The organism is Nitrospirota bacterium (assembly GCA_016214855.1).
Classification (GTDB): Bacteria; Nitrospirota; Thermodesulfovibrionia; order Thermodesulfovibrionales; family UBA6898; genus UBA6898.
Map to the genome: position 1 here is coordinate 12,776 of JACRMT010000007.1, position 25,687 is coordinate 38,462.

Consider the following 25,687-nt stretch of genomic DNA (forward strand, 5'->3'; position numbering starts at 1 on the left):
AATCAGCAGACGCATTTCGGCAGGCAGAAACACCGTAAAAACTCTGCTTGGTTTATAATACGTACTCGTGGAGATACAATGGTAAAGACCATAGAATGGAAAGATAATAAGGTCATTATGCTCGATCAGAGCAGGCTGCCGATCGACGTGGCCTATATTGAATGCAGAGACTATCTGAAAGTGGCAGAGGGCATCAAAAAACTCTGGATACGCGGCGCTCCTGCTATCGGCATTGCAACGGCCATGGGTATTGCGCTCGGTGCCCAGGAGATTGCAGCACAGGATTATAAGGGCTTTCTGAACGGGCTGCAACCTGTGTTTAACACGCTCATAGCAACCCGGCCGACCGCGGTCAATATTCAGTGGGCAGTCGAGAGGATCAAGGCATTTCTGGCCGTCAGGAAAGAGGAGTCGGTACCAAGGCTGAAGGAACTGCTTATTGAAGAAGCCCGGAGGATCCTTGCGGAAGATATCGAAATCAATATGGCAATAGGCAGATGGGGAGCTCAGTTCATCCATGACGGCGACACGATCCTGACCCACTGCAATGCAGGCTCCCTTGCAACCGGTGGGTACGGCACTGCCACTGCACCGATGCTCATCGCAAAGGAGCAGGGCAAGAAATTTCAGGTTATTGCAGACGAAACCCGGCCGGTGCTTCAGGGCGCGCGGCTTACGTCATGGGAGCTCATGCAGGCAGAAATTCCGGTGACGCTGATAACAGACAACACGGCCGGCGCGTTAATGCAGAAAGGCGAAATTAACCTTGCGATCGTAGGCACGGACAGGACGGTCCTGAACGGAGACGTGGCAAATAAGATAGGCACATACACGGTTGCCGTGCTCTGCAAAGAACATAACATACCTTTCTATGTTGCAGCCCCGATGAGCAGTATTGATTTTTCGATACCCACGGGTAACCTCATCCCCATTGAAGAGCGGGCAGCTGAAGAGGTGACGCATATTTTCAACACCTGCAGAATAGCGCCTGAAGGCGTAAGGGTGAGAAACCTTGCGTTTGATGTTACTCCTGCGAAGTATGTGACTGCGATCATAACCGAAAAAGGTGCCTTTAAACCTGAGAACCTGAAAGAACTGTCAAGGGCTGATGCTGACCTTGAAAAGATCAGGATCAGGGACTGAAGCCAAAGGATATCTGCCTTGACACCAAAGGATACTCTGCCCTATCATCAGAAAATGAATCTTCAGGAAGTTTTTGATGCCTACGAGGAAAGGCTTCGCCTTGTGGAACAGCAGATAAAAGAACTTTTCAAAGACAAGGTCCCCTTTATCCCTCTGATCGGCGATTACATCATTTCGAGCGGCGGCAAGCGGCTGCGGCCCCTTTTCCATCTCATCAGCGCTGATCTCGCAGGCTATGATGGCTTTGCCTGCATTGAGATCGCAAGCATCATTGAATCTATCCATACCGCATCTCTTCTTCATGACGACGTGGTTGATACAGCAGAGGTGAGGCGGGGTAAGCCATCTGCAAATGCTCTCTGGGGCAACCAGATTGTGGTACTGGTCGGCGACTTTCTCTATTCCAATGCGCTGCGTGCTGCAGTCATGCAGAAGAACCAGAAGATCATGGAGGCGCTGTCCGGAGCTACCACACGGATGACCGAGGGAGAGCTGCTCCAGCTGAACAGGGTAGGAGACCCTGAGATAACCGAGGCAGAGTACCTCGACATCATCTCCGCCAAGACAGGGGCGCTCATTTCTGCCGCATGCAGGGTCGGCGCTATTCTCGGCGGTCTGTCTGAGGAGAAAGAGCAGGCACTCGCAGCCTTTGGTATGAAGATCGGCATGGCATTCCAGATGGCAGATGATATCCTTGACTATATGGCAGAAGAGAAGGACCTGGGCAAAAAACTCTGCAAAGATCTCGAGGAAGGCAAGATAACACTCCCCCTGCTTCTGCTTCTTTCCGCCGCAGAAGAGAAGGACAAGGTTGAAGTAAAAACGATCATCAAGGACTTTTCTGCTGCAGGCCTTGAAAAGATAACTACCCTGCTGAAACAATACCGGTCCATTGAAGCATCCCTGAGCAAGGCCCAGTCGCTTGTTGATGAGGCTCGAATAGAGCTTTCTCTTTTCCCTGACGGCAGGGCAAAAGATGCTCTTCTTGCCATTGCCGACTATTCTCTGCACCGGGAGAAATGATGCACGCGATCGTAGAGCTTGCCAAACAGACCATAGAGGAATATATAAAGAGCGGAAAGACGATTGCGGTTCCAAGGGAGCTCCCTCCTGAGCTGAGTGGAAAGGCAGGTGTTTTCGTAAGCCTGAAAAAAATGGGAAATCTCAGGGGCTGTATAGGCACATTTGAGCCGACAACAGAGACTGTTGCTCAGGAGGTTGTCAGGAACGCCATTGCAGCGGCAACGCAGGACCCCCGATTCCATGCCGTGGAAGAGGACGAGCTGCCTGAGCTGGAATATTCCGTAGACGTCCTTTCGCCTCCGGAGAGGATACAGGGCAAAGAGGATCTTGACCCGAGGAAATACGGCATCATTATTGTTCAGGGGATGAGACGGGGACTCCTCCTTCCCGATCTTGAGGGCGTTGATACGGTTGAGGAGCAGCTGAGGATAACAAAGATGAAGGCAGGGATCTGGACAGACGAGGATCTCGATATCTTTCGGTTCACTGTTACGCGTTATCGGTGAATCTGCAGGCAGCCGTGCAGGAAGAAACCAGGGGATTCAGATCACCGGCCGGCATTGCCGTCATCCGCTATCTTGTGGTTGCTGCCTTGCTTGCAGCTCTCTGCTTTGAGGGATACTATATCTTTTTATTAAGGACAACAATAAAGAAACAGACCGAGGAGCTCAGGAACATTTCGGTGCAGCTTCAACTTCTCAAGAGCGAACGTGAAACGCTGAGCGAAGAGATATCCTCGGCAAGGAAACATGCAGGAGAAAAAGACAATGGAAATACCGGCCAGAGGTAATATCAGGGACACGAGCCTTGCCCGGCTGCTGGTGCAGCTGAACAGGAACAGGGTGATTGGCACCCTATCCCTCACCACACCATCCTTTACCAAAAAAATATACCTCAGCGAAGGTGATGTCATTTTTGCCTCATCAACCTATGAGGATGACCGGCTGGGCGAGATGCTCCTGAAGGCCGGAAAGATCACGGTTGAGCAATACGACAAGTCAGTCGAAGTACTGAAGGCAACAAAAGACAAGCGGCAGGGCGCAATTCTGGTAGAGCTGGGATATCTGACGCCAAAGGACCTCTTCTGGGGGGTCAAATACCAGGTGAGAGAGATCATTCACAGCATGTTCGTTGTCGAGGAAGGTGATTACGATTTCCGCGAGGGAGAACTTTCGACCCAGGAGGTCATCACCTTGCGGATGAGCGTCGGCAACCTGATCTATGCAGGCGTGAACAGGATCGTGAACTGGACAAGGATCCGGAAAGAAATGCCTCACACGGACTCTGTGCTGAAGCTGAGCGAAGATCCCCTCAGCCTTTTTCAGGACATTGAACTGACGCAACAGGACAAGAAGATCCTTTCGCTGGTTGACGGGAAGAGAACCATAAAAGAGATCATCGACAGCTCCTGGATGGGTTCTTTTGAGGCCTTGAAGGTGCTCTATGTGCTCTGGTCGATCGGCATGGTCGAAGATCAGGTTTCAAAGGAAGACGAAACCGTCGGGAAAGAGAAAGAAGCAAATACTGAAGATGCGGTCTCGCTGAGTGACATCCTCACACCGCTTTCTGAAGAGGACGAGATACTGCTCAAGAAAGTCGACGAGATCTATTCGCATATCAGCAGTATTACCATGATAGAACTCCTTGAGGTAGATGCAAAATCTGACAGCGAAACGATCAAACGAAATTATTACCGTCTTGCAAAGGAGTTCCATCCTGACCGGTATTTCAGCTCAACGGACCCGTCCGTCAAGATCAAGCTTACGACGATATTTGATGCCCTCACCAAGGCATACAATACCCTCAAGGATGACCGTAAACGCGACGAATATTTATCATCGCTGCTTGGATCCAAACAGAAAGAGGGGACGCTTGATGCCGACGTGCGTGCTGCTGAACAGTTCAGGGAAGGCGTAGCTGATTTCAAGAAAGGCGATTTCTGGGGTGCGATCGACAAGTTCAAATGGGCCACAAAGCTGGCATCAAAGAACGCCAATTACTGGAGCTACCTCTCCCTTGCCTATTCAAAGGTCCCGGGACGCGTGAAGGAGGCTGAGGAGGCGCTGCTCACCGCCATGAAGCTTGACCCTTACAATGCAGAGCTTCACTCCCATCTTGGACTTGTCTATATGAAGGCAGGGCTCAAAAAGAGGGCATATGCCGCATTTGAGAAGGCGCTGAAGATAGACCCGAAGAATGAAAAGGCAAAAAAAGGATTGGAAAGCACAAAGGTTTGAGCCGGGGTCGTGTTACCGGCAAGTATCACGCAGTATTGGGGAACCAGATCTTTTCCTTTTCGTAAAACGAAAAATATCAGAGCAAGATAAGGTTATGTCCGCCTGAAGATACCGCTCTTGCCGCCGGTCTTTTCGATCAGCATGATGTCAGAGATGACCATTTCTCTATCAACTGCCTTGCACATGTCATAGATCGTCAGAGCTGCTGCGGATACTGCAATCAGGGCCTCCATCTCAACACCGGTCTGTCCGGTTATCTTTACACGCGCCTCTATGACAATCCCGCTCTTCTTCCGGTCCAGGGAAAAGTCGACAGACACGGAAGTAATGTTCAGGGGATGGCAGAGGGGGATCAGCTCAGAAGTCTTCTTTGCAGCCATGGTGCCTGCAACCCTCGCCACGCCGAGCACATCGCCTTTTGCAATGCTGTTGTCCTGAATGAGCTTCAGCGTTGTCTTTTTCATGCTCACAAAACCGCGGGCAACCGCCGCTCTCTGCGTCAGGGGCTTCTCTGATACATCGACCATTCTCGCTTTGCCGCTCCTGTCAATATGGGTAAGCCTTTTCATCCGCCTATCCTTGACATTGGCCGCTTGACAGCGTGCGGACCGGGAAGAGATGGCTTGAGCGCAGAAGATGAAGCATTCAGGTTATGCTCCTTCGGTTTCACCTCGATAGAAAGTTTCAGCAGCCGTTCTATCTCCAGGTCAGAGGCTCCGCTTCTGAGTGCTGAGCGGAGATCGATCTCTGTCTCCGAGAAGAGACATGGCCGGAGTTTTCCGTCAGATGTCAGCCTGAGCCGGTTACAGTCTTTGCAGAAATGGTGCGTCAGCGCGCTGATAAACCCGATCACGCCCTTTGCACCTTCAAGGCGGTAATACTTGGAGGGCCCGTTTTTTCGAACGCGCACAGGGGAGAGAGGCCCCAGTGTTTCTATGACCTTCCTTATCTCATCTGTTGTCATATACTTTTGAGGACTCCAAAAACCCACTGATCCTGTGGGCATGCATTCGATAAAACGCACATGATGATCAGATTCGATGGTAATTCTGGCAAAGTCGAGGATCTCGTCCTCGTTCATACCGCGAACAGGGACCATGTTTATCTTTACCGGCAGCAGCCCGGCCTGTTCTGCTGCATGCAGACCTTTCAGCACAACAGTAAGGTCTCCGCCGCGGGTTATCTCCCTGAACCGATCAGGCCTGAGAGAATCGATGCTGATATTCACCCTGTCAAGTCCTGCATTCGCAAGGCTTGCTGCATGCTCTGCCAGCAGCAGCCCGTTTGTCGTGAGGCTGAGCTCCTCGATGCCGGCAATCTTCCTGAGCGATGAGACAAGAAAGGTCAGATTTTTCCTGACGAGCGGTTCCCCGCCGGTCAGCCGGATCTTTCTGACGCCCAGCCCGGCTGCAATCTTTGCCACCCTGATGATCTCCTCATAGCTGAGAATAGCCGTATGCGCTGCAGAAGCAACACCGTCAGAGGGCATGCAGTAGATGCACCGCAGGTTGCATTTGTCCGTGATCGATATCCTCAGGTAGTCAATGACCCGGGAAAAGCTGTCTGTCAGCGAGTTCATCTCTTTTTGGACGGCTTCTTGTCCAGTTCTGCAAGTTTCTTCCTGGCAGCCTCAGCGTCCTTTGTATTAGGATATTTTTCGACAAGCTTATTCAGGATGATCTTGCCTGTCTTGGCATCGCCTATCTCTGCAAAGGCATATCCCTGCTTGAGCAGGCCGCTGCTGACCTTGTCGCTGTCCGGATATTTCTTCAGCAGGGTCTCATAAGCAAGGATCGCGCTTTCAAAGTCTTTCTCCCCGTAGTATGATTCAGCGATCCAGAACTGCGCATTGTCCGTGAGATCGGTCTTCGGATATTCCCTGATAAAGGCCTCGAACCTCTCCCTTGACTCCTTGTACTTCTTGTCCCTGAAGAGTTGGTAGGCTGCATCATAGGCCTTTGCCTTCGTGTCTGCAGCGGGTTCGACCGGTGTCTCGACCTCTGTCTTTGCCGTGTTGTTCGGTTTCAGTGATGCATCGGCTGCATCGTTTGCAGGTTCCTTTGGCCTTCCCTGGTTTTCAAGGGCAGACAGCCTGTCCTTCACCATCTTTATCTGCGTCTCCAGTCCGGCTATCTGCGCCTTAAGAAGGTCCCGTTCTGAGCTGATCTCCTTCAGGGATTTCTCCGTAAAATACCTGTTCTCGTCAAATCTGCCTCTTAGCTCCTGAAGGCCGCTTGAGGTCACATGTATCTTGGAAAAAAGGTCTGCCTGGCTTTCCTTCACCGGAGTGAAAGAATCCTCCCTGACAACACCGGAAGTCTTTTCCTTCAGAGAGTCTATCTCCTTTCGCGCCTCCAGGCTGCTTCGCTGCAGTTCATGAAGATCGCTTCTCACCCGGTCCATGTCATTGCCGGAAACACAGGCTGACAGAAAGAGAACAAGAAACAAAGAACATGCCTTCTTCACAATTACTTGCCCACCTTTATAAGAACCGTGAAATGAGCCCTTCTGTTCTTTGCCCAGCAGCTTTCGGTCTGTTCTTTGCAGGCAGGCTTCTCTTCGCCATAGCTGATCACATCGATCCTTCCTGATGCAACGCCGAGACTGACAAGATAATCCTTTACTGCCTTGGCCCTGCGGTCACCAAGTGCAAGGTTGTATTCATTTGTGCCTCGCTCGTCGCAATGGCCCTCAACAGATAATCGTGCAGTCGTGTTTTTTGTCATCCACGACGATACTGCCTGGAGCGTCTGTTTATATGACTCTTTCACCTCATACTTGTCATACTCAAAAAGAAGGTCTGAAAACAGGTTTTCTTTGCTCTCCATATACTGGGCACCCTTACCCATTGCATCAGAAGAATCAACATTTCCGTCAAGCCGTTTCTCGGTTATTTTTTCCTGGTCTTTCTGCTGCTTCATATCCTTCTGCTGCTGTCCCTGCTGTCCTGAGTCAGGCTGAGTGACCGCCCTCTTTTGGCAGGCGGCAAGTCCGAATGCGATAACGACAGATACGGCGATCACGACCATTAAACTTTTTGCTTTCATCTGCATCCTCCTTTGATTCTTGTTATTAGTTTGGTGACCATCCCGGGGCAGTGGAACGAAGCCCCCGGGGGCTGATCTTCTTCTGGGCCTCTCCATTTGCCCTCATGATATATATCCCTTTTGTGCCATCCCGGTCAGAAGAGAACGTTATATGCCTGCCCTCAGGAGAAAAAGATGGATCCTCGTTGTTGCCGCTTTCTGTCAGCTGCATAAGCGTTGACCCATCAGGTTTCACAATACAGATCTGGTTCTTCCCCCGCCTGCAGGAAAATACGATCCGGTCGCCCGATGGCGACCAGGCGGGAGATGTATTATAGGAACCCTCAAAGGTGATCCTCCTGATATCACTCCCGTCAGCACGCATCAGATAGATCTGCGGGCTTCCGCCGCGGTCAGATACAAAAGCGATCTGGCTGCCGTCAGGGGAAACCACCGGTGAGACCTCGATGCCCTGCGTAAACGTGAGCTTCTTTACTGACTCGTCTTTAAGAGACAGCAGATAGATGTCAGGGGTTCCGTCTTTTGTTGAAGAGAGGGTTATTGCATCACCTTTTGGTGAAAAACCGCCTGCCATATTGGTGCCTTTTGACGCGAATATCTTTTTTTCGGTCATTTTCCCGAAGTCTAACAGATAGATACCCCATTGTCTACCGCGCTCGGAGGAATAGACAATTTTTGCGCCATCAGCTGACCAGTGCGGTGCAAGGACCAACGATCCCTTTAGTCCAAGCTTTCTTACCCGGTGGCCGTCCCAGTCCATGACATAAATGCCTTTTTCTCCGTCGTCTTCCGCAACAAAAGCGATCTTTGTTCTGAACATGCCGGTCTGACCGGTGAAGGCCTTATAGATATCATTCGAAATATTATGCGCAAGCTGTCGGATAAGATCCTTGTCTGAACGATACTGCTTATTTAGGATCATATTACCTTCAAATACGTCATAGACCGACAGATCAACCGCGACGCCCTGTTCCGTTGTGATCGTTCCCTTCACAACAGCCTCTATGCCAAGAGGCCTCCAGTTCTGCTGACTGAATTCCTGTGAGGCCTGCTCTATGTACGAGGCTTTATCAATGCAGACAAAAAGACCGGTAAACGTGAGGTCGTCCCTGATAATATCAGAGAGCTCCCTGCCCTGAGCACCTTGCAGATCGTAGATAGCTATGGGGAGTTTTTTGGCAGAAGGCGAAGTAATGTCGATATAAACCCTGGCTTCAGCGACCGTGAATAGTGAAGCGTGAAGCGTGAGGAGCAAAGCAGCATACAGAATCGTCCCGCTCCATGCCATCCGGCCCGTGCCCCATGCCCAATGCCCTATCACGGATAGAACCTCATACCGATCTCCATCTCCTGTGGCGGCGGCGTGACAGGAGAGGCTTTTATAATCGCCTGCTGAACTGATCGATCAAACAGAGGATTCCCGGATTTTTGTTCGATTTCAAGCACCTGGATGGTCCCGTCTTTCTGAATTCTTACGTTTATGGTCATCAGCAAATCCTTATCTGCCCAATCAGGATAAAACCATCCAGCCTTAATTTCAGCGACGATTTTGTCCATATAGGTTGCCGTTCCCTGTGATGATCCGGAACCCCGCCCCGAGCTTTTCGGGGAACTCTTGCTTTGACTGCCGCTGACAGATGAGACCTTTCTGTGCAGATCGACTATGTCGTGCATCTTCTTTTTCGCCTTAAGTGCAGATAACTGCTCCTCAAGCCGCTTCAAATCGGCCTTTGAATCCCTGACTGCTTTTTCCGGCTGCCTGATGTGCTCTATTCCTGTGCCCTGCTCACGCTTCCCGGGTATTTCTTCTGTAGCCCCTCCCCGGGAAGAACTGGTTGGGCCAACAAGACTTACTTCATACGGAGAAGGCATGACAACGTTTCGGGAATACCTGAGGATAAGCGCTGCTATAAGGAAAAAAGTGAGGTGCAGAGCAGCAGAGAGAACCGTTGTTGCCTGAAGACTCGGCCCCCTCATTTCAGATCAAGCTTTGGTTCTGTTATCATTCCCAGTTTTTCGATTCCTGCCTCCTTGATCTCACCCATCACCTCAACCACCAGACCATAGGGCACATCCTTATCTGCCTTGAGAAAAACATTCGGATTCAGCTTACTAACAGCTATGAGCTTCTGCTTCATCTCTGCCATCGAAACCGGCGTATCATTCATATAGACTGTCCGATCCCGCTTTATGACAAGAGATATCCTTTCGTCAGGGGGAAGTTCCTTTCCTTTTGCCTTGGGCAGATTCACGTCAACCCCTTGCTGCATAAGCGGAGCAGTCACCATAAAGATGACAAGCAGCACCAGCATGACGTCAACAAAAGGCGTCACATTGATCTCTGAAAGTACGGTTCTATTCCTGTTTGTCTTCATTCAGCGGCTTTTGAGAAAAGTTCAAGGAGATCCTCAGAAAAATCTTCCATCTCCAGGATCATTTTTCTGGACATACTGAGATAGTAGTTATACGCAATAACTGCAGGGATAGCTGCTGCCAGGCCGACCGCAGTTGCGATAAGCGCTTCGGCAATGCCCGGGGCAACAACCGCGAGAGAGGCTGAGCCTGCAGAACCGATACCATGGAATGCATTCATGATTCCCCAGACCGTTCCGAACAGACCGATAAAAGGGGCTGTTGAGCCTGTTGTTGCAAGAAAGTTAAGGTATTTTTCGAGCTTCACCGATTCAAGGGTCTCGTATCTCCTGAGCAGACGCTTTATCTCATTCTTGTCTTTTTTCGCTTCGTCGGTATAAACCGCCTTGAAAACGTTTGCGATCGGGCTGAGCGTAAGGCTCCTCGTTGACTGAAATAGTGATTTGGGATCACGGTTCGAGCGGTATATTCGCTGGAACTGGGCTGACTCCTTGTTGGCTGAAGAGAAATACCTCTGCTTAAAGAAGATGATGGCCCAGGAGATCACAGAAAATGACATGAGGATCAGCAGAACAGCTTTAACAATATATCCTGCATTAAGAATAAGCTGTATGACGGAATTATTCATGGATACCCCTTACAGTTTTAAAGAATTTAATGAATTCACTGTCAAAAGTCAAATTAAGAAATTTTAACTTTTTTTCTGAAATTAAACCATAAATTAAAAGAGTTTTTTCTGTTATAATAATTTCCCCGAAGAGGTAGTCAACGTGGTTGCTCGCTTCAGCGAGTCCGCCGGGGCGGAAAGACGACGGTCTGGTTTAAATCGGAGAGGTGGCCGAGCGGTTGAAGGCGACGGTCTTGAAAATCGTTGTAGGGGCGACTCTACCGTGAGTTCGAATCTCACCCTCTCCGCCATTTACCTCTTTCATCATGTCCACCTCATGCAGCCCTGCTCTGCAGCCCTCCATTTTGTTTGTTGTGAGAGTCATTAATTAGCGGTATAATCTGAGCAGGAATTAAAGGGAGGGTATCATGCCCGGAGAACCAGAAGAAGATGTCCTGAAATTCATAGCAAAAAATGGCGAGAAGATCACACTCAGACTCGCTGGGTGTCAGGATGCCGAAGAGATCATCAGCGTGATCAAGACAAATGCTCCGGACAGGAGTTATGTGCTGATGGAGCACTATGGCACAAAGTCGGATTCAGTCAAAAAATATATCTGCAGCATGGACTTTGAGAAAAACCTGCTGATCGTTGCGATCACAGACCATGCTGTGGTTGGAGCACTTTCAGGCATTCAGATGGATGGCGGTAAAAGCCCGCAGACAGCGCATATTCTGAATATAGGCCTTCATCTTGTGCCTGCATATCGCGGACTCGGGATCGGCTCTCAGATGCTGGACTATGCTATTGACTGGGCAAGAGAGCGCAGGTTCAAGAAGTTGGAGGCGAACATCTTCACCACCAATAAAAAGTCCCTTCATCTTTTCGAACGGGCAGGGTTTATTGAAGAGGGCATGCGGCATAAAAGAATTCGTATAGGCAAACAATATATTGATGAAGTGCTTATCGGAAAGATCTTGTAGCATAGAAACCCGAAAATCCCAATTCTCATCCCGAATTCCTTATTCTTTCTGTTGCCGGTCTTCAGGCGCAAGCATATCGGAGAGTTTCGCAAACTCCTCGAGACTCAATGTCTCGGGCCTTCGTTGAGGATCGATCCCGGTTTTTATCAATATTTTTTTTATGTCCTGGAAGGCTTTCAGGGAATTCGAAAGTGTCTTCCGCCTCTGCGAAAATGCGGTCTTGACAACCCTTGTGAAAAGCGCCTCGTCCTGCACAGACACTGCCGGCTCCTTCCGCAGCTTCATGTGGATCACCGCTGAATCAACTTTTGGCGCCGGCCTGAAGGCTTCTTTGGGGATGATGAACTTTAGCTCAGGCTCAGCGCGAAACTGCACCATGATCGAGAGAACGCCGTAATCCTTTGTGCCCGGCCCTGCCACGATCCTCTCAGCCACCTCCTTCTGTATGGTAAGGGTCATGGACTCCACTGATCTGCGGGCATCGATAAGTCTGAAGATAATTGGTGTAGTGATATAGTAGGGTATGTTCGCCACAACCTTGAACCGGTCAAGACGTTCAAAGGGAAATTTAAGCGCATCACCGAAAACAAGATCGATGTTATTCAGGTCCTTCAGTTCTTCGGTAAGTCTATTGTACAGATACTGGTCAAGCTCGATGGCAATGACTTTTTTTACTCTTTCGGCCAGGAGTCTTGTAAGCCTTCCCGGCCCGGGACCTATCTCGAGCACGGTGTCGCTTGCAGAAAGATCGGCAGGCCGGATTATGTTAAGAAGTATCGACGGGTCAAAAAGAAAATTCTGGCCAAGATGTTTCTTGGCCATCAGAGCTTCAATCTCGCAGCGAGCTTGATCGCCTCGATCATGCTCGAAGGTTTGGCAATGCCCTTCCATGCGATGTCATAGGCAGTGCCGTGATCAGGTGAGGTCCTGATGATCGGCAAGCCGATCGTCACATTTACGCCTGTATCAAAGCAGACCATCTTTAGGGGGATAAGGCCCTGGTCGTGATACATGCTGACAATGATGTCAACGTCACCCTTATATGCCTTGTGGAATATGGTATCCGGCGGGTAGGGTCCGGTGACCGGAAGGCCATCTTTTTTTGCATCTTCGATCGCCGGAGAGATCGCTTCAATTTCCTCTGTACCGAAAATGCCTGCCTCGCCTGCGTGCGGGTTCAGGCCGGCAACAGCAATCCTCGGACTGCTTATCCCCATCATGTCGCATGCTTTTTTCGCCAGCCTTATGGTTTTCAGGACCGCCGCTCTTGTAATGAGTTGGGGCACGTTTCTGATTGACGTATGTATGGTTACCAGAATAACCCGCAGCGGACCACCGGCAAGCATCATGGCATAGTCTGTCGTATGGGTAAGTTCTGCAAGCATCTCTGTATGACCATGCCATTTCTGACCTGCCATTTTCAGGGCCTCTTTTGATATAGGTGCTGTCACGATAGCATCAGCCTGCCCGTCCCTTGCAAGCTCAACAGCCTTTTTGATGTAACTGGCACAGGCCCTGCCGCCCTCTGCTGAAGGTCTGCCTTGTTGAAAGCCTTTCAGTGCACCGGTGTCTATGATTCTCACGGTCCCCGGAGAGGGAAACGCATCAGAAGGAGAACGAACAGGAACAAGATTAAGGCGGGCACTGCAGACCTTCAATGCCTCCTGCATAACAGTTTGATCGCCGATCACGATCGGGTGGCAGGCGGTCTGCACTTCAGGGTTCTGAAGTGCATTGACAATGACCTCAGGCCCTATGCCTGCAGGGTCTCCCATAGTTATTGCAACTGTTTTCGTCATAGCAGCTAATCCTCTCCATGGCCAGGGAAGACAAGGGTCTCCCTGCCATATGTTAATCGCCGATTATTTTGACCAGCACGCGTTTTTTTCTTCTGCCGTCGAATTCTCCATAGAAGACCTGCTCCCACGGTCCGAAGTCGAGTTTGCTGTTTGTGATCGCAACAACAACCTCCCTGCCCATGATCTGGCGCTTCAGATGGCCGTCTGCGTTGTCCTCTCCTGAATTGTGACGGTATTGCGAAACAGGCTCATGCGGCGCAAGCTTTTCAAGCCATGTGTCAAAGTCATGATGAAGCCCAGACTCATCATCATTAATGAATACTGATGCCGTAATATGCATGGCATTTACCAGCACAAGCCCTTCTCTGATGCCGCTTTCCTTCAGGCATTCCTCAACTTTAGTTGTGATATTGATAAAGGCCCTGCGCGTCGGAACATCAAACAAAAGTTCTTTTCTGAAGCTCTTCATGCGTTACATCATAGCAACTCCTCAGGCTTACTACAAGACAGACCTACGGATTGCTCGCATCCGATTTGTTTAAGGATAAAGTGAAGTTATCTTTATAACATCTTAAACTTAAAGAATAATATTGACTTTTTTGACAGCCAATGCTTTAATCTCCCTATGCAGTCCCCCTTCAGTCGTTTAAGAGAAGAGAGGAGACCTTCAGTTCTGGTCGTGGATGACGTCCAGCCAAACCTGGAACTGATGGAGGCTGTTTTCGAAAAGGCAGGCCTGCAGGTGCACTCTGCCTTGAATGCCGATGCAGCTCTGGCCGTGTACATAAAGGAGCGTATCGACATAGCGGTGCTCGATGTGATGATGCCCGGCATGAACGGTTTTGAGCTCTGCAGAAGGCTCAAGCATTTTTCAGAAAAAGAATTCCTTCCTGTTGTCCTTATAACAGCGCTCCATGACAAAAAAAACAGGATCACCGGCATAGAGGCAGGGGCTGACGACTTTATCACCAAACCCTTTGACACGCAGGAACTGCTCGCCAAGATCCGCTCGCTCCTTAAGTTAAAGGAGCTTCATGAACAGCTTGACCATTCAGAAAATGTCATCTTCAGCCTTGTCCTCACCCTGGAGGCAAGGGACCATTACACCAAAGGCCACTCAACCCGGGTCGGCGACCTTGCCTCTGAATTTGGCGCTTTTCTCGGTTTTCCATCCAGAGACCAGGGGGTCCTCAAAAAAGCCGGGGTCCTCCATGACATCGGCAAGATGGCGCTGAGCGAGACGATCCTCAAGAAACCTTCCGGGCTGACGAGCGAAGAGGCCGAAGAGATCAGGAGGCATCCGACACTCGGCGAGGATATCTGCAAACCTCTCAAATCCCTTCGCGAAATATTGCCCGGCATCAGGCACCATCATGAACGCTGGGACGGCGCAGGATTTCCTGATAATCTTCATGGCCGGACAATTCCGCTCATGGCAAGGATGCTTTCGATCCTCGATGCCTTTGATGCCATGGTCTCGATCCGGCCCTATCGCGGCAAAAGGTCCACGGATGACGTTATTTCAATCATGGAAAAAGAGCGGCTCTCGGGCCAGTGGGATCCTGAACTTACAGGCATATTCATTCGCATGATGCGCATCATGGAAAAAGGTGATTACACCTATGCTTAGGATCGCGATCGCAGGCGGCGGCATAGGCGGAAGCGCGCTCATATCTCTCCTGCGGGCTGACGCAAACACTAATCTGGTCGGCGTTTTCGAGAAAAAGCTTGAGTCGCCGGGCATTGTGCTCGCCAGAAAATGGAGCATCCCGGTCTTTTCGCGGCTTGAGGATCTTGTGAAGGCCGATCCCGAGCTCGTGATAAATGTTATGGGAGATGCGGACAGCAGCAACCAGATAAGAGAGGCCTTTGACCAGAAGATCGAGGTGGTGGAGGGCGTCGGAGCCCGTTTTCTCTGGGAGATCATCGAAAAACAGAAACGGGCAAAGATAGAAACGATCAAGACGACAGCAGATCAGAAAATTCTTCATAACCTTGCGCTGAAGCTCGGCTCAGCAGACTCGCTCAAGGGATTCTTCGATCTGGTCCTTGCCAAGGCCCTTGATATTGCTGATGCGCCCATTGGCTGCATGGCTGTGCTGAGAAGTCGTCAGATGAAGATAATGGCATCAAAGGGACTGAGCAGGAAATTCCTTGAGAGTGCTTCCTGGAACGCCATGCCTGAGCGTGTCATGGAGGGGCTCTTTCACAAAAAGGATTTCTGCGAGATCCCTGATATGTCAAAGACTCCTGACCTGAGCAATCCTGCGCTTGCCGCCGAAAAGATTAAGTCCGTCCTGGTCTGTCCCATCATCCTGAGAGGTGAAATAGCAGGGGCTGTCTATATTTTTGATTTTAAACCGCGCCTGTACTCTGAACGGCAAAAAAACTCCCTCGCGCTGGTCACGGCCATTGTCAGTCTCACCATAGACCGTTTTGCGCTGATGAAGGGTGTTGAAGAATACAAGATGAAGTTTGCAGGCCTTGCCGGAGCATCCCATGACGCGGTGTTCATCGCGGATTCCAACAACCTCATCATCTCCTGCAATGACACGGCAGCGGCTATGCTCGGATACACCAAAGACGAGCTGGCCGGAAAGACCATGCTGTCGCTCATCAGGAATGGCAACTCAGATGCTGCATTGAGCAAGGCGGCCGGCAAGCGGCTCAACCTTAAGGCGCAGGAAATAACGATCATTGATGCTCATGGCAACGATCTTGAGGTCAGGCTGAATGCCGCTGTACTGAAGGACAAGATGCAGCATGCCTTTGGGACGATCTATGTGATCAGGAGTCTGAGAGAAGAACTGGAGCTGAAGACCGCAATTGAAAAAAAGAGCTTTGAGTTTGAAGAGCTCAGCCAGAACCTTGAGAAGAAGGTCCTTGAAAGGACCGAGGAACTCGAAAAGACCAACCGCGAACTTGAAAGGCTGAACCAGATCAAGGGCAGATTTATCGCTAACACCGGTCATGAGCTCAGAACGCCGCTCAACTCGATCCTCGGCTTTTCTGATGTACTCCTCGAAAAAACGTTCGGTCAGCTGAATGAAAACCAGGAGCGGTATGTCAAGAATATCCATGCAGCGGGCAAACACCTGCTCGAACTGATCAATAATGTCCTGGATATAGCAAAGATCGATGCCGGCAAACACGAGATCATATACGAGTCATTCCGCGTCAGGGACTTTATCGAGGAAGTGATCTCGATCATGAAACCCCTTGCAGAGAAAAAGTTCATCGTGATATCTGAGATGATAAATAATGACGTGGATCTCATAACTGCAGACAGAGTGAAGATAAAACAGATCCTGTATAATCTCCTGTCGAATGCGATCAAGTTCACTCCGGAAGGCGGCAAGGTCGGCGTAAGAGTTGCCTATGACGATGGTCCGGTTGATCCTGCAGCGCTGACATTGACCGACAGCAATGTGCTGAAGTTCTCTGTCTGGGATACCGGCGTCGGCATAGGACCGGGAGACAAGGAGCGCATCTTCGACGAATTCGAACAGGCAGACACCACGCTCTCAAGAGAATATGGCGGTGCCGGCCTTGGGCTGGCGCTTTCAAAAAAACTTGTTGAACTCCACGGAGGCACGATCTGCGTCGAAAGCAGTCTGGGCAAAGGAAGCACGTTTATCTTTACCGTGCCGGTCACCTCTGTTGTTGAGCCTGCAGTGCCCGAGGAACCAGAGGCCATAGGGCTCACCTTTCCCTGGGCAAAGGATGAGGCTCCCCTGCTGCTTGTGGTGGAAGACGATACTGCCACGGCAGAGCTCCTGACGCTCCATCTCTCGCAGGCAGGATATAAGGTTGCCCATGCGTACAACGGTGAGGAGGCCATAGAAAAGGCCAGGAGCATGGCCCCGTTCGCCATTACCCTTGATGTCATGCTGCCGAAAAAGGACGGCTGGGAAGTGCTGCAGACGCTCAAGAGCGACCCGCAGACAGCAGATATACCGGTTATTATCCATTCCGTCGTCGATAACAAGGAGCTTGCCTTTGCACTCGGCGCAACTGACTATCTTATGAAGCCTCTTGATAAAGAGGCCTTACTCTCAAAGCTTGATGAAATTAATATGGCCCTGGGCAAGGTCGTTCTTCCCTCGTCGATCCTGATCATTGAAGAAGAAGAAAGCGTCACGAATTATTTCAGGGAGATCTTCGAGCCTCAGGGCTATCTCATCTATACAGCAACAGAAGGCAGGAGGGGGATCGATCTGGCTATTACGCTCAGGCCGAGCATTATTTTCATGGACTTCAGTCTCTCAGACATGCTCAGCTTTGATGCTATTCAGGAACTGAAGGAGAACCCGTATACCAATAATACGCCGATCTTTATTCTGACAGAGCGCGACATCTCGGTTGAAGACAGAATGACGCTGATGGGCAAGATCGAGCGCATTGTGCGGAAGCATTCCTTTGACACGAAAGAGATGATCGATCATATCAAGGAGCTCGAGATCCTCTATCCCAAGCGGGCAGGTTTGATCGATGAGCTTACCGGAGTATTCAGCCACCGCTATTTCCAGATCCGCCTTGCCCAGGAAGTTGAGGGGGCGACACGGTACAAACTTCCGCTGAACCTTGTGCTCCTCGATATCGATTACTTCGGCAACTATGTTGAAAAGAGCGGAGAGTTTCAGGGCAATATCGTTTTAAAGAAGGTCTCTGAACTCCTGCGAAGAAATATCCGCGGTTCAGATGTCGTGGTGCGTTATGGCGGCGACTCCTTTGCGGTAATCCTTCCCAATACCGTAATATCGGCAGGCCTGTCGCTCAGCAACAGGTTCAATGCTATCATTAAGAACTATCCCTTTGCCCATGAGGAAGAACAGCCTAAGGGTAAGGTCACGGCAAGCGTCGGCATCGTCTTTCTGGACGGCCAGTCAACTGAAGAACTGATCCTCTGTGCGGAAAAGGCGCTTGCCCATGCGATCAAGAAAGGCGGGGACAGGGTAGAGGTCTATTCCCGTGAGCAGCATGAAACCGAGCAGGTCAGATCTTAACGATTATTGCGATATACTCCAGACCCCGATAGGGACGCTTTATCTTGTCTTAAGATCTTCTGCTTTGATCGGCATATCCTTCGAAAAACCTCTCGCAGTCACACCAAAACAGACAAAAGATTCAGCTGCTGCAAAAAAAGAACTGTCAGAATATTTTGAACAGGGAAGATGCAGCTTCAGCTTCAGAACAGCCTTTACTGAAGGCACTGAGTTCGAGAAAGAGGTGTGGGAGTCTTTGAAGGAAATTCCCTATGGCGAGACACGCACATACAAATGGATCGCGGACAGGATCGGGAAACCCCACGCATCACGGGCTGTGGGCAATGCCCTCGGTAAAAACCCCATACCTATTGCCTTTCCCTGCCACAGGATCATAGAGTCTAACGGCTCGATCGGCGGATACACCCCGGGAATTGATATTAAGCGGCGGCTCCTTGAGATCGAGTATTACCATAGACTCTCAAAGACCTGAGAGAGGGAGTTGGCTGCGGAAAAGGGAGTTGAAATAGCAGAAATATCCCTATATTGGTGTTATCCTGCTTGCTTGAGCTTTGCCTTAACCATGGGTCTCACTATAGCCTTGCTCTTTTTTTCATTTTCCCGCAGGCTTTGAAGCATGCTCTGCAGATTATAGTTTGATTTCTTTGCCAGTTCTGCACCGGCTTTGCGAACCTCTTCAACTATTGGATCTTTCCACATAATATTATTCTCCATTTACGCTCTTTACAAAATCACTCCTGAGTATTACCGGATCGTTCGTTATAAGGGGCAGGTCAAGATGCCGGGCAGTTCCGGCAATAAGTCTGTCATGGAGTTCTGGAATATCAGTTATTTCAAAAGCAGATTTTATAATATCAAGGGTCAACGGTTCTTCAATATAATTTAGAGAACCTGAAATTATGCCTTCGATGTCCATCACGGACACTGGTATTCTCTTCTTCTCGTAAAGGTAGGCGATCTCAAAGATCACCACTGACGGGATTATGATAATGTTTTCTCCGGCATCGGCCTTCCTGAGAATTTCATCGACAGCCGTGCTGATTACCTTCACCCCGTTCATAAACTTAATCAGGGCCTGAGTGTCGATCACATACTTCTTCATTTGCTATTTGCCGGCCTCATCCAGAATATGTTTCTGGGACTGTTTGCTGAGTTTTTTCAGCTCTCCCTCAATGCCGGCATAATCAATTTTATGCCCTTTGAAAAGACCGCCGATCTTTGCTATTTTCTTCTTTTTTTCAGGGAAAATAACAAGGACTTCGGCAGAGCCCTTGATTCCAGGCTTCTCGATCAGTTCAACCATCCCGTTATGGTAAATACCCTTAACCGCATTCATAGCTTAAACCTCCTTGAAAGCGTCTGTTTTATTTTATCCTTTTTATGCTGCGTTTGCTACTGCTCCCCACCACAATCGCAATCTCTTCCGGTGAGAGGACGTAGAGGGCATAGCCTTGATTATTTATCTGTTTTTCGAGGCCAGCAAAAACTCGAACTCCATTAATCGTCATAATTTATTCCCAACTTTTTCTTTGCCTGCCTTTAGAATCACCTTCCCCCAACCGTCCGGCACAAGCCCTTCCTGTCTCATCCATTGCAAAGCTCTTTCCAAGACGGCACGCTCATATCGTTTTTTATTTTCATCCCATTTATAGAAGTCTTCAATCAATAAGTTATCATTTATTTCCTGCTGCTGGATAATTCTATTGTTCCATACGGCATAGAGAGTTGAAGCTATTTCAGGCTTTTCGTAGGTTGAGTTTTTGAAATAGTTAATGATTTTATCCACTCTTTTCAATTCATCTTCGGAAAAGAGATTATATGTCGCCATTGATTTTAAATGACTTTGCCCTGGTTTAAAAAAATATCGCGAACCATCCTTTTTTCTAATAAACCATTTGCTCTTTTCGACTTGCTCAAAATAAGGATAGGTAAAACTATTGTCGTATGGGCCAGCCACCTTCTGGATATATTTTTGATTCAGATTGCGTTTGATAGCTATATGGTCAGCTAAATGCAACAACTTCTCAAATTTGGTGTCGCCAAAGTACGGGTCATTCAAGGATTGATTGATAATGTAAGTAGCAAGCACTTTTCGTTTCAGGAATGCTTTGTCTTCTGCTTTCTGCAAGACAGGCAACTGAATAATTTTTGCTTTCGGCTGTAACGCCTCCCTCAACGCCGATTGCAGCAGCATATTTGTCTGCTCTTTGCTCTGACGGATGCTTTGTTCCAGATCATCGCACAAATGCATGAGTTGCTCCAGCTTGGCGACGATACGGTGTTGTTCTGGAAGGGGAGGGAGTGGAATAGCATATTTCGATAAGGATTTTCCTGTAAGGTGTTGAATCCCTGCCCCAGTAAAATAATCAATCAATCTTTTGGTATTTGCATCTGACAAAATGCAGTAGAACAAATACTTGCTACTTAATACTTTCCCATTAACTCTTACTCTGTGAAGCGCTTTCTGGAATTTGATTGGCGTTTCATTCTCCCAAATTGCTGCTCTACCCGGCTCGCCTCCCTCACAAATCACTAAATCTTCTTTAATTATTGAAAATCTATCCTCTTCGCTTTCTGTAAATCTCATTTCCTTTAAATCGGAGAGATCAAAACCACCCCATCTAACGTTTGTATTTCTCAAATACGGCTGTAATGACCCTTTGTTTTTTATTTGGTCTAACATTTTGCCCAAGCACATTTCTGCTATAGTTCCCAACCTGCACCACACCCAGCTTTCTGGAACTTCAAAAGAGATTTCATCTTTTTTGATCGGAGGCAGTCCTTTTTGCTTCCAATTTTTCTTGTCACCCTGAGCCTGTCGAAGGGCAGTTTTAATCTTCTTGAGCAGTTCACTTGCTGGTTCGTCTTTTGGGTCTTGCTCTACCAGCTTGCCCTGCATAGCCTCACGTAAAAAGGCTTGGCGGAGTTGTTTTACCAAATCAAGCTGGTGAGTGAGTTCGGCGGTGAGAGTAGTTCCTTTCTTATCAGTTATTTCATACAGGTTTTCAATTCTAATTTGATGGCCCACATCTGGCAGCGGAATTTCCCAGTTCAAAACATCTATTGGCCTAATCGCTGCATAGTTAGTAGAACCAGTTGCTTTAATCTGCTCCTGAAGAATTAACAACTTTGAAACTACCTCTAAGTATCTCGGTCTTATTTTATCTTCATCTAGTTCAAATAAATAATAATGACTGCTAACAATTGCTCCCTCTAATTCTTCAGGCACAAATCCATATCCACCAACTTTTGCATCCATTTCAGCTACAAGGAAATCGCCTGATTTACATATCTGTTGTTTCTTAGTTCTAATGGTTTTGCCTTTGATCATTTCACGGAGAACAACACCTCGTCTATGCAGTTGAACTCGGCAAAGCTTATACTCTGCATTATCATTTATTGTGATGAAACCTTTACGATGAGATAAAACTTCCCCCAACCGTACTTTCTTCCAGCTCATCGCACAGCCTGTTTCAACTGGTCCAACAAAGCATTACTCTTGTCAAAACTCTCATGCAGCATCCCCATCAGCTCCGAGCTGCTGTATTCGTGGGCCTCTTCCTGCTTGTTCGGATTTTTAATATCCAGATCATAACCACGCTCAACAATGGTCTCAATATTTACCTTCCAACAAACATCACTTTCAGTTCTTTTCTTCCACCACTTTTTAATCGGGTTTAATTCTTCCAGCCGTATCGGCCTGGTCTTGCTGTATGCCTTCTGTCCTTCGGGCAAGCGGTGTTCGTAATACCAGATGTCTTTAGTAGGTTTGCCTTTTTCAAAAAATAACAGATTGGTTGCTACTGTTGCATAGGGCTGAAAAACGGAATTCGGCAGGCGGATGATGGTATGGAGATTGCATTCTTCAAGCAGTCGTTGCCTTACTCTTTGTTTTACGCCTTCGCCTGTTAGCGAGCCGTCGGGCAACACGATGCCTGCGCGGCCTCCGTGCTTGAGCAGGTGTATCATCAAAATCAAAAACAGGTCGGCGCTTTCTTTTGTTCTGTAGTTCTGCGGAAAATTGTTCTCGTTGCTGTTGGCCACAATCCCGCCAAAAGGCGGATTGGCTTCAATAATATCAACCCTCCTGTGTTTTTCGGTATAATTGCTCAATGGTTGGTCTAAGGCATCTCTGAAAGTAATATTCGGCACTTCAATATCATGCAAAATCAAATTGGTGATTGCCAGCAGATAAGGCAAGGGTTTGTACTCCCACCCTGCCACATTTTCAGCAATGCTGCGCCTGTCTTCTATGTTGTTGGCCTGCTTTTTCTGGTGCTCAATTACTGCGGTAATAAACCCGCCTGTACCCGTTGAAGGGTCAAGCATTTTTTCGCCTAATTGCGGATTTATTATTTCAGTAATAAATTGAGTTATAGCCCTTGGCGTATAAAATTCTCCGCTTTTGCCCGCGCTCTGCAATTCCTTCAGAATGCCTTCATAAATTTCGCCAAAGGCGTGGCGGTCTTTGGCAACGTTAAAGTCAAGCTCATTGAGTTTGTTCAGCACCTTGCGGATATTGCCGCCGCTCTTCATGTAGTTATGGTTGCCTTCAAACACTTCGCGCACAATCAACGCCCGGCGGTTGCCGGTATTTACACTAATATTGCGGAGGGCCGGAAACAGCTTTCGGTCAACAAACTCCAGCAGCTCATCCCCTGTATCTCCTTCATCATTGGCAGCCCATGACTCCCAACGGTACTGTGCCGGAATGGGTGACTTATATTTGTCGTCCAGAAGAGACATTTCTTTGTCTTTGTCGCTAAATATTTTCAGAAAAAGCATCCAGCCCAATTGTTCAACGCGCTGCGCGTCACCATTCAGACCAATGTCCTGCCACATGATCTTGCGTATGCTTTCTATAATGCCTGAAACATTGCTCATGCCCTATGCCGCCTTATAAAGTTCATTCTCCAATTCCTTTACAGCCTCCAGATATTTATCCCTGCCGCCAAACTCATGGATGATCTCTGTCGGCGAACCGAACTCTGTTAAGGGTTTTACCTTCAGGACCTCCAGGCTTTCTATGTTTTCAACCCCTTCATCTGCATATTTGTCCAGCAACGCCTCCAATACTTTTCTGGCATGTTCTCCATATTTTGTGAAGTAGTTGCGCTTCTTCACATTATTTGCCCGTTCTTTTCTCGTCAGGGGCGGCTGGTCAAAAGCCACATGGCAGATCAAATCAAAGAGGTCAACCTGTCTGTCAACGGCATCCTGTAAGGCTTCCACCAAAACACCCTGTTCTTGCAATCCTTTGATGATAGCTTCCTTGCGGTCGGTCGCATTCCATTTGTTCAGGAAGTCGTCAAGCGAGACAAACTGACCTTTGATTATCTCTCCGGTGTGATCTTTCAAACTCGCGGTAATGGGCCGCCCTTGCCGGTCAAAATACAACTCACGGGAAACAAGCACAGACACATCCACGCCGTTTACATATACCTTTTCCCTCGGCTGAGGCGTTGTATACGGCTCTGACGGTGTCCTGACTGCCGGAGGCTCAATAGTAATTTCTTCGCCTGTTACATAATCAATAATCGGGGTCGTGTCATTTTCCTCTTCGTCAATGAGGCTACCTAAATCAGTATCTTCTCTTACAGGCTTGATGCGTATGGGATCGCCGTCAAAATCTCTGTCGGCAAATAAATCGGTGGCATTTCGGAAATCGATAATGGTGAAATAGAGTTTTCCGTATTCCTCATTTATCCTTGTTCCCCTGCCAATGATCTGTTTGAACTTGGTCATTGACGCAATGTTGCTGTCCAACACGATCACTTTACAGGTCTGCGCGTCAATGCCTGTAGTCATTAACTCAGAGGTAGTTGCAATGACAGGATATTTTTCTTCGGGATTTGTGAAGTTGTCCAGTTCCCTCTTGCCCTCTTCGTTATCCCCTGTAATCTGCATCACATATTTATGATTGTCCGAGACCAAATCAGCATTGCATTGAGACAACGCCGTCCGCATCCGTTCGGCATGGTCAATATCCTGGCAAAAGATGATTGATTTTGCAAAGCGGTCATATCCCTTTAAGAACTCGGTTACCTTTTTTGCAACGAGGGCGGTTCGCTCTTCAATTACAAGATTGCGATCAAAATCCTTTCGGTTGTAAATGCGGTCTTCTACCGGGTTGCCATAAATATCGGTTTTGCCTTGTTCTGGTCTCCAACCTTCGACATCAACATTTAGGGCAACTCTTACAACGCGATAAGGGGCCAAGAAACCATCATCAATGCCTTGTTTAAGTGAATAGGTATAGATAGGTTCACCGAAATACTCAATATTGCTGGTTTCTTCGGTCTCTTTTGGTGTGGCTGTCAAACCGATTTGTGTGGCGTTGTTAAAATATTGCAGTATTTCGCGCCATGCGCTATCTTCCTTGGCGCTGCCCCGGTGGCACTCATCCACTACAATCAAATCAAAGAACTCACGGGAAAACTGTTTGTAAATATTCTTGTCTTCTTCAGAACCTGACAAGCCCTGGTACAAGGCCAAATAAATTTCATAGCTCTTGTCCACCTGGCGTTGTTTTACAACCGTCATCTTGTCTTTGAAATGTTTAAAGTCATTTCTTCTTGTCTGATCGAGCAAGGCATTGCGGTCAGCCAAAAACAAAATACGTTTTTTTACACCTGCCTTCCAAAGCCTGTAAACGATTTGAAACGCGGCATATGTCTTGCCCGTACCCGTTGCCATTACCAACAGGATTCTGTTTTGTCCGTTGGCGATAGCTTCAACAGTCCTGTTCACGGCTATTTGCTGGTAATAGCGAGGTTTGCGACCGGTCCCGTCAAAATAATAATCCTGGGCTGCAACTTTTTCCCCATGAGGCGTTGTGATGCCCTTGTACTTTTTATACCTCTCCCAGAGCTGTTCGGGTGATGGAAAGTCATCCAAAGTCAATTCAGTTTCAATGTTGCTATCTGTTGCCGTTCTGTCGTGAAAGAGAAAGCCGTCACCGTTACTGCTGAATACACAGGGGATGTCGAGGATTTGTGCATAGTCAAGGGCCTGCTGAATGCCCGCCCTTACAGAATGATTATTGTCTTTTGCTTCAATAACGGCAATAGGGATATTGGGCTTGTAATATAAGATATAGTCCGCTCTTTTTTGTGTACCTCTTGCTGTGAGCTTGCCGCGAACATATATTTTACCGTCTGTGAAGGAAACTTCTTCCAGAAGTTGAGTCTGTTTATCCCACCCCGCTTTCTCTAAAGCAGGCGTAATACACTTTGTACATATATCGCGTTCGGATAAACTCTTTTTATCAATCATCTGTCTCTCGAATTACCTTGAAACCGGTTGCAATCGAAAGCTCTGTATATTTTTCTGAGGTAAGAAGATCGGAAAGATAGGTTCTTAACTGGAACTGAGGGAGAGAGTTATCAAGCATTTTAGGACTATCCACCAGTATAAAACCCCTCTCCTTTCCAGTTTTCTAAGTGATTATAATTACGTGATATTTTATA

The 25,687-nt window shown here is 48.3% G+C and carries 26 protein-coding genes and 1 tRNA gene; 10 read left to right on the forward strand and 17 right to left on the reverse strand.

Features of this window, described 5'->3' with window-relative positions:
- The first annotated feature begins 78 nt into the window (after nucleotides 1-78).
- The 5 genes from mtnA to HZB62_08015 are packed head-to-tail and all read left to right on the forward strand — an operon-like array spanning nucleotide 79 to nucleotide 4,403.
- Nucleotides 79-1,143 (forward strand): S-methyl-5-thioribose-1-phosphate isomerase, encoded by a 1,065-nt coding sequence (mtnA, locus tag HZB62_07995; GenBank protein ID MBI5075087.1) that lies wholly within the window; start codon nucleotides 79-81, stop codon nucleotides 1,141-1,143.
- Nucleotides 1,144-1,161: 18 nt separating this feature from the next.
- On the forward strand, nucleotides 1,162-2,166 hold the full coding sequence (locus HZB62_08000) for a polyprenyl synthetase family protein (protein ID MBI5075088.1): 1,005 nt from the start codon (nucleotides 1,162-1,164) through the stop codon (nucleotides 2,164-2,166).
- Nucleotides 2,166-2,672, forward strand: coding sequence for an AmmeMemoRadiSam system protein A (gene amrA / locus HZB62_08005; protein MBI5075089.1), 507 nt, complete (start codon nucleotides 2,166-2,168; stop codon nucleotides 2,670-2,672). The genes HZB62_08000 and amrA overlap by 1 nt, the downstream gene beginning before the upstream one ends.
- 14 nt (nucleotides 2,673-2,686) lie before the next feature.
- Nucleotides 2,687-2,956 (forward strand): hypothetical protein, encoded by a 270-nt coding sequence (locus tag HZB62_08010; GenBank protein ID MBI5075090.1) that lies wholly within the window; start codon nucleotides 2,687-2,689, stop codon nucleotides 2,954-2,956.
- Nucleotides 2,934-4,403, forward strand: a complete 1,470-nt coding sequence (locus HZB62_08015; GenBank protein MBI5075091.1) for a DnaJ domain-containing protein — start codon at nucleotides 2,934-2,936, stop codon at nucleotides 4,401-4,403. Before HZB62_08010 ends, HZB62_08015 begins: the two co-directional genes overlap by 23 nt.
- 92 nt (nucleotides 4,404-4,495) lie before the next feature.
- On the opposite strand, the gene moaC is transcribed toward HZB62_08015, so the two are convergent.
- The 8 genes from moaC to tolQ form a co-directional block, all read right to left on the reverse strand.
- The gene (gene moaC, locus HZB62_08020; protein MBI5075092.1) at nucleotides 4,496-4,972 is read right to left on the reverse strand and encodes a cyclic pyranopterin monophosphate synthase MoaC; all 477 of its coding nucleotides are present in this window, start codon (nucleotides 4,970-4,972) and stop codon (nucleotides 4,496-4,498) included.
- A complete protein-coding gene (gene moaA, locus HZB62_08025) occupies nucleotides 4,969-5,973 on the reverse strand; it encodes a GTP 3',8-cyclase MoaA (protein MBI5075093.1) in 1,005 nt (334 codons plus the stop codon). The genes moaC and moaA overlap by 4 nt, the downstream gene beginning before the upstream one ends.
- A gap of 5 nt (nucleotides 5,974-5,978) precedes the next feature.
- On the reverse strand, nucleotides 5,979-6,851 hold the full coding sequence (ybgF, locus tag HZB62_08030; GenBank protein ID MBI5075094.1) for a tol-pal system protein YbgF: 873 nt from the start codon (nucleotides 6,849-6,851) through the stop codon (nucleotides 5,979-5,981).
- Nucleotides 6,852-6,871: 20 nt separating this feature from the next.
- Entirely contained in the window at nucleotides 6,872-7,324 is a 453-nt protein-coding gene (gene pal, locus HZB62_08035) for a peptidoglycan-associated lipoprotein Pal (protein ID MBI5075095.1), read from the reverse strand.
- Nucleotides 7,325-7,475: 151 nt separating this feature from the next.
- Complete coding sequence (tolB, locus tag HZB62_08040) at nucleotides 7,476-8,771, reverse strand: Tol-Pal system beta propeller repeat protein TolB (GenBank protein ID MBI5075096.1); 1,296 nt, start codon at nucleotides 8,769-8,771, stop codon at nucleotides 7,476-7,478.
- Complete coding sequence (locus HZB62_08045) at nucleotides 8,768-9,427, reverse strand: TonB C-terminal domain-containing protein (GenBank protein ID MBI5075097.1); 660 nt, start codon at nucleotides 9,425-9,427, stop codon at nucleotides 8,768-8,770. The genes tolB and HZB62_08045 overlap by 4 nt, the downstream gene beginning before the upstream one ends.
- On the reverse strand, nucleotides 9,424-9,825 hold the full coding sequence (locus tag HZB62_08050) for an ExbD/TolR family protein (protein ID MBI5075098.1): 402 nt from the start codon (nucleotides 9,823-9,825) through the stop codon (nucleotides 9,424-9,426). The genes HZB62_08045 and HZB62_08050 overlap by 4 nt, the downstream gene beginning before the upstream one ends.
- Nucleotides 9,822-10,451, reverse strand: a complete 630-nt coding sequence (gene tolQ / locus HZB62_08055) for a protein TolQ (GenBank protein MBI5075099.1) — start codon at nucleotides 10,449-10,451, stop codon at nucleotides 9,822-9,824. Before tolQ ends, HZB62_08050 begins: the two co-directional genes overlap by 4 nt.
- A gap of 200 nt (nucleotides 10,452-10,651) precedes the next feature.
- On the opposite strand from tolQ, the gene HZB62_08060 reads away from it, so the two are divergent.
- Together HZB62_08060 and HZB62_08065 are read left to right on the forward strand one after the other, a co-directional pair.
- Nucleotides 10,652-10,741: transfer RNA gene (locus HZB62_08060), tRNA-Ser, on the forward strand.
- A 117-nt stretch (nucleotides 10,742-10,858) separates the two neighbouring features.
- On the forward strand, nucleotides 10,859-11,413 hold the full coding sequence (locus HZB62_08065; protein MBI5075100.1) for a GNAT family N-acetyltransferase: 555 nt from the start codon (nucleotides 10,859-10,861) through the stop codon (nucleotides 11,411-11,413).
- Between the two features lie 39 nt (nucleotides 11,414-11,452).
- Here HZB62_08065 and rsmA read toward each other — a convergent pair whose 3' ends face one another.
- From rsmA to HZB62_08080, 3 genes are read right to left on the reverse strand one after another with little or no spacing between them, the layout of a single operon-like run.
- The gene (rsmA, locus tag HZB62_08070) at nucleotides 11,453-12,304 is read right to left on the reverse strand and encodes a ribosomal RNA small subunit methyltransferase A (GenBank protein ID MBI5075101.1); all 852 of its coding nucleotides are present in this window, start codon (nucleotides 12,302-12,304) and stop codon (nucleotides 11,453-11,455) included.
- Nucleotides 12,235-13,212: a 4-hydroxythreonine-4-phosphate dehydrogenase PdxA gene (pdxA, locus tag HZB62_08075; GenBank protein MBI5075102.1), complete on the reverse strand. Its 978-nt coding sequence runs from the start codon at nucleotides 13,210-13,212 to the stop codon at nucleotides 12,235-12,237. Before pdxA ends, rsmA begins: the two co-directional genes overlap by 70 nt.
- 52 nt (nucleotides 13,213-13,264) lie before the next feature.
- Nucleotides 13,265-13,681 (reverse strand): YjbQ family protein, encoded by a 417-nt coding sequence (locus tag HZB62_08080; protein MBI5075103.1) that lies wholly within the window; start codon nucleotides 13,679-13,681, stop codon nucleotides 13,265-13,267.
- 210 nt (nucleotides 13,682-13,891) lie between these two features.
- Here HZB62_08080 and HZB62_08085 point away from each other — a divergent pair, with 210 nt between their 5' ends.
- The 3 genes from HZB62_08085 to HZB62_08095 are packed head-to-tail and all read left to right on the forward strand — an operon-like array spanning nucleotide 13,892 to nucleotide 18,690.
- Nucleotides 13,892-14,842 (forward strand): response regulator, encoded by a 951-nt coding sequence (locus HZB62_08085; protein ID MBI5075104.1) that lies wholly within the window; start codon nucleotides 13,892-13,894, stop codon nucleotides 14,840-14,842.
- Nucleotides 14,835-18,218, forward strand: a complete 3,384-nt coding sequence (locus tag HZB62_08090) for a diguanylate cyclase (protein ID MBI5075105.1) — start codon at nucleotides 14,835-14,837, stop codon at nucleotides 18,216-18,218. Before HZB62_08085 ends, HZB62_08090 begins: the two co-directional genes overlap by 8 nt.
- Nucleotides 18,184-18,690 carry a methylated-DNA--[protein]-cysteine S-methyltransferase gene (locus tag HZB62_08095; protein MBI5075106.1) on the forward strand — a complete coding sequence of 169 codons (507 nt, stop codon included), beginning with the start codon at nucleotides 18,184-18,186 and terminating at the stop codon, nucleotides 18,688-18,690. The genes HZB62_08090 and HZB62_08095 overlap by 35 nt, the downstream gene beginning before the upstream one ends.
- A gap of 59 nt (nucleotides 18,691-18,749) precedes the next feature.
- Here HZB62_08095 and HZB62_08100 read toward each other — a convergent pair whose 3' ends face one another.
- The 6 genes from HZB62_08100 to HZB62_08125 all read right to left on the reverse strand — a co-directional run bounded on the left by HZB62_08100 (nucleotide 18,750) and on the right by HZB62_08125 (nucleotide 25,493).
- On the reverse strand, nucleotides 18,750-18,932 hold the full coding sequence (locus HZB62_08100) for a hypothetical protein (GenBank protein ID MBI5075107.1): 183 nt from the start codon (nucleotides 18,930-18,932) through the stop codon (nucleotides 18,750-18,752).
- Nucleotides 18,922-19,320: a PIN domain-containing protein gene (locus HZB62_08105; protein MBI5075108.1), complete on the reverse strand. Its 399-nt coding sequence runs from the start codon at nucleotides 19,318-19,320 to the stop codon at nucleotides 18,922-18,924. The genes HZB62_08100 and HZB62_08105 overlap by 11 nt, the downstream gene beginning before the upstream one ends.
- Before the next feature lie 3 nt (nucleotides 19,321-19,323).
- Complete coding sequence (locus HZB62_08110; protein ID MBI5075109.1) at nucleotides 19,324-19,554, reverse strand: hypothetical protein; 231 nt, start codon at nucleotides 19,552-19,554, stop codon at nucleotides 19,324-19,326.
- A 168-nt stretch (nucleotides 19,555-19,722) separates the two neighbouring features.
- Nucleotides 19,723-21,678: a restriction endonuclease subunit S gene (locus HZB62_08115; GenBank protein MBI5075110.1), complete on the reverse strand. Its 1,956-nt coding sequence runs from the start codon at nucleotides 21,676-21,678 to the stop codon at nucleotides 19,723-19,725.
- Nucleotides 21,675-23,102, reverse strand: a complete 1,428-nt coding sequence (locus tag HZB62_08120; protein ID MBI5075111.1) for an N-6 DNA methylase — start codon at nucleotides 23,100-23,102, stop codon at nucleotides 21,675-21,677. The genes HZB62_08115 and HZB62_08120 overlap by 4 nt, the downstream gene beginning before the upstream one ends.
- Before the next feature lie 3 nt (nucleotides 23,103-23,105).
- Complete coding sequence (locus HZB62_08125; protein ID MBI5075112.1) at nucleotides 23,106-25,493, reverse strand: DEAD/DEAH box helicase family protein; 2,388 nt, start codon at nucleotides 25,491-25,493, stop codon at nucleotides 23,106-23,108.
- Nucleotides 25,494-25,687 lie beyond the last annotated feature (194 nt).

Excerpts from the sequence above, each read along its gene's own strand:
- mtnA (MBI5075087.1), top strand. The coding sequence starts at position 79 with ATGGTAAAGACCATAGAATGGAAAGATAATAAGGTCATTATGCTCGAT.
- amrA (MBI5075089.1), top strand. The coding sequence starts at position 2,166 with ATGCACGCGATCGTAGAGCTTGCCAAACAGACCATAGAGGAATATATA.
- HZB62_08015 (MBI5075091.1), top strand. The coding sequence starts at position 2,934 with ATGGAAATACCGGCCAGAGGTAATATCAGGGACACGAGCCTTGCCCGG.
- moaC (MBI5075092.1), bottom strand. The coding sequence starts at position 4,972 with ATGAAAAGGCTTACCCATATTGACAGGAGCGGCAAAGCGAGAATGGTC.
- pal (MBI5075095.1), bottom strand. The coding sequence starts at position 7,324 with ATGAAGCAGCAGAAAGACCAGGAAAAAATAACCGAGAAACGGCTTGAC.
- HZB62_08045 (MBI5075097.1), bottom strand. The coding sequence starts at position 9,427 with ATGAGGGGGCCGAGTCTTCAGGCAACAACGGTTCTCTCTGCTGCTCTG.
- HZB62_08050 (MBI5075098.1), bottom strand. The coding sequence starts at position 9,825 with ATGAAGACAAACAGGAATAGAACCGTACTTTCAGAGATCAATGTGACG.
- tolQ (MBI5075099.1), bottom strand. The coding sequence starts at position 10,451 with ATGAATAATTCCGTCATACAGCTTATTCTTAATGCAGGATATATTGTT.
- HZB62_08065 (MBI5075100.1), top strand. The coding sequence starts at position 10,859 with ATGCCCGGAGAACCAGAAGAAGATGTCCTGAAATTCATAGCAAAAAAT.
- rsmA (MBI5075101.1), bottom strand. The coding sequence starts at position 12,304 with ATGGAAGGGCATTGCCAAACCTTCGAGCATGATCGAGGCGATCAAGCT.
- pdxA (MBI5075102.1), bottom strand. The coding sequence starts at position 13,212 with ATGACGAAAACAGTTGCAATAACTATGGGAGACCCTGCAGGCATAGGG.
- HZB62_08080 (MBI5075103.1), bottom strand. The coding sequence starts at position 13,681 with ATGAAGAGCTTCAGAAAAGAACTTTTGTTTGATGTTCCGACGCGCAGG.
- HZB62_08090 (MBI5075105.1), top strand. The coding sequence starts at position 14,835 with ATGCTTAGGATCGCGATCGCAGGCGGCGGCATAGGCGGAAGCGCGCTC.
- HZB62_08100 (MBI5075107.1), bottom strand. The coding sequence starts at position 18,932 with ATGGAGAATAATATTATGTGGAAAGATCCAATAGTTGAAGAGGTTCGC.
- HZB62_08105 (MBI5075108.1), bottom strand. The coding sequence starts at position 19,320 with ATGAAGAAGTATGTGATCGACACTCAGGCCCTGATTAAGTTTATGAAC.
- HZB62_08110 (MBI5075109.1), bottom strand. The coding sequence starts at position 19,554 with ATGAATGCGGTTAAGGGTATTTACCATAACGGGATGGTTGAACTGATC.
- HZB62_08115 (MBI5075110.1), bottom strand. The coding sequence starts at position 21,678 with ATGAGCTGGAAGAAAGTACGGTTGGGGGAAGTTTTATCTCATCGTAAA.
- HZB62_08120 (MBI5075111.1), bottom strand. The coding sequence starts at position 23,102 with ATGAGCAATGTTTCAGGCATTATAGAAAGCATACGCAAGATCATGTGG.
- HZB62_08125 (MBI5075112.1), bottom strand. The coding sequence starts at position 25,493 with ATGATTGATAAAAAGAGTTTATCCGAACGCGATATATGTACAAAGTGT.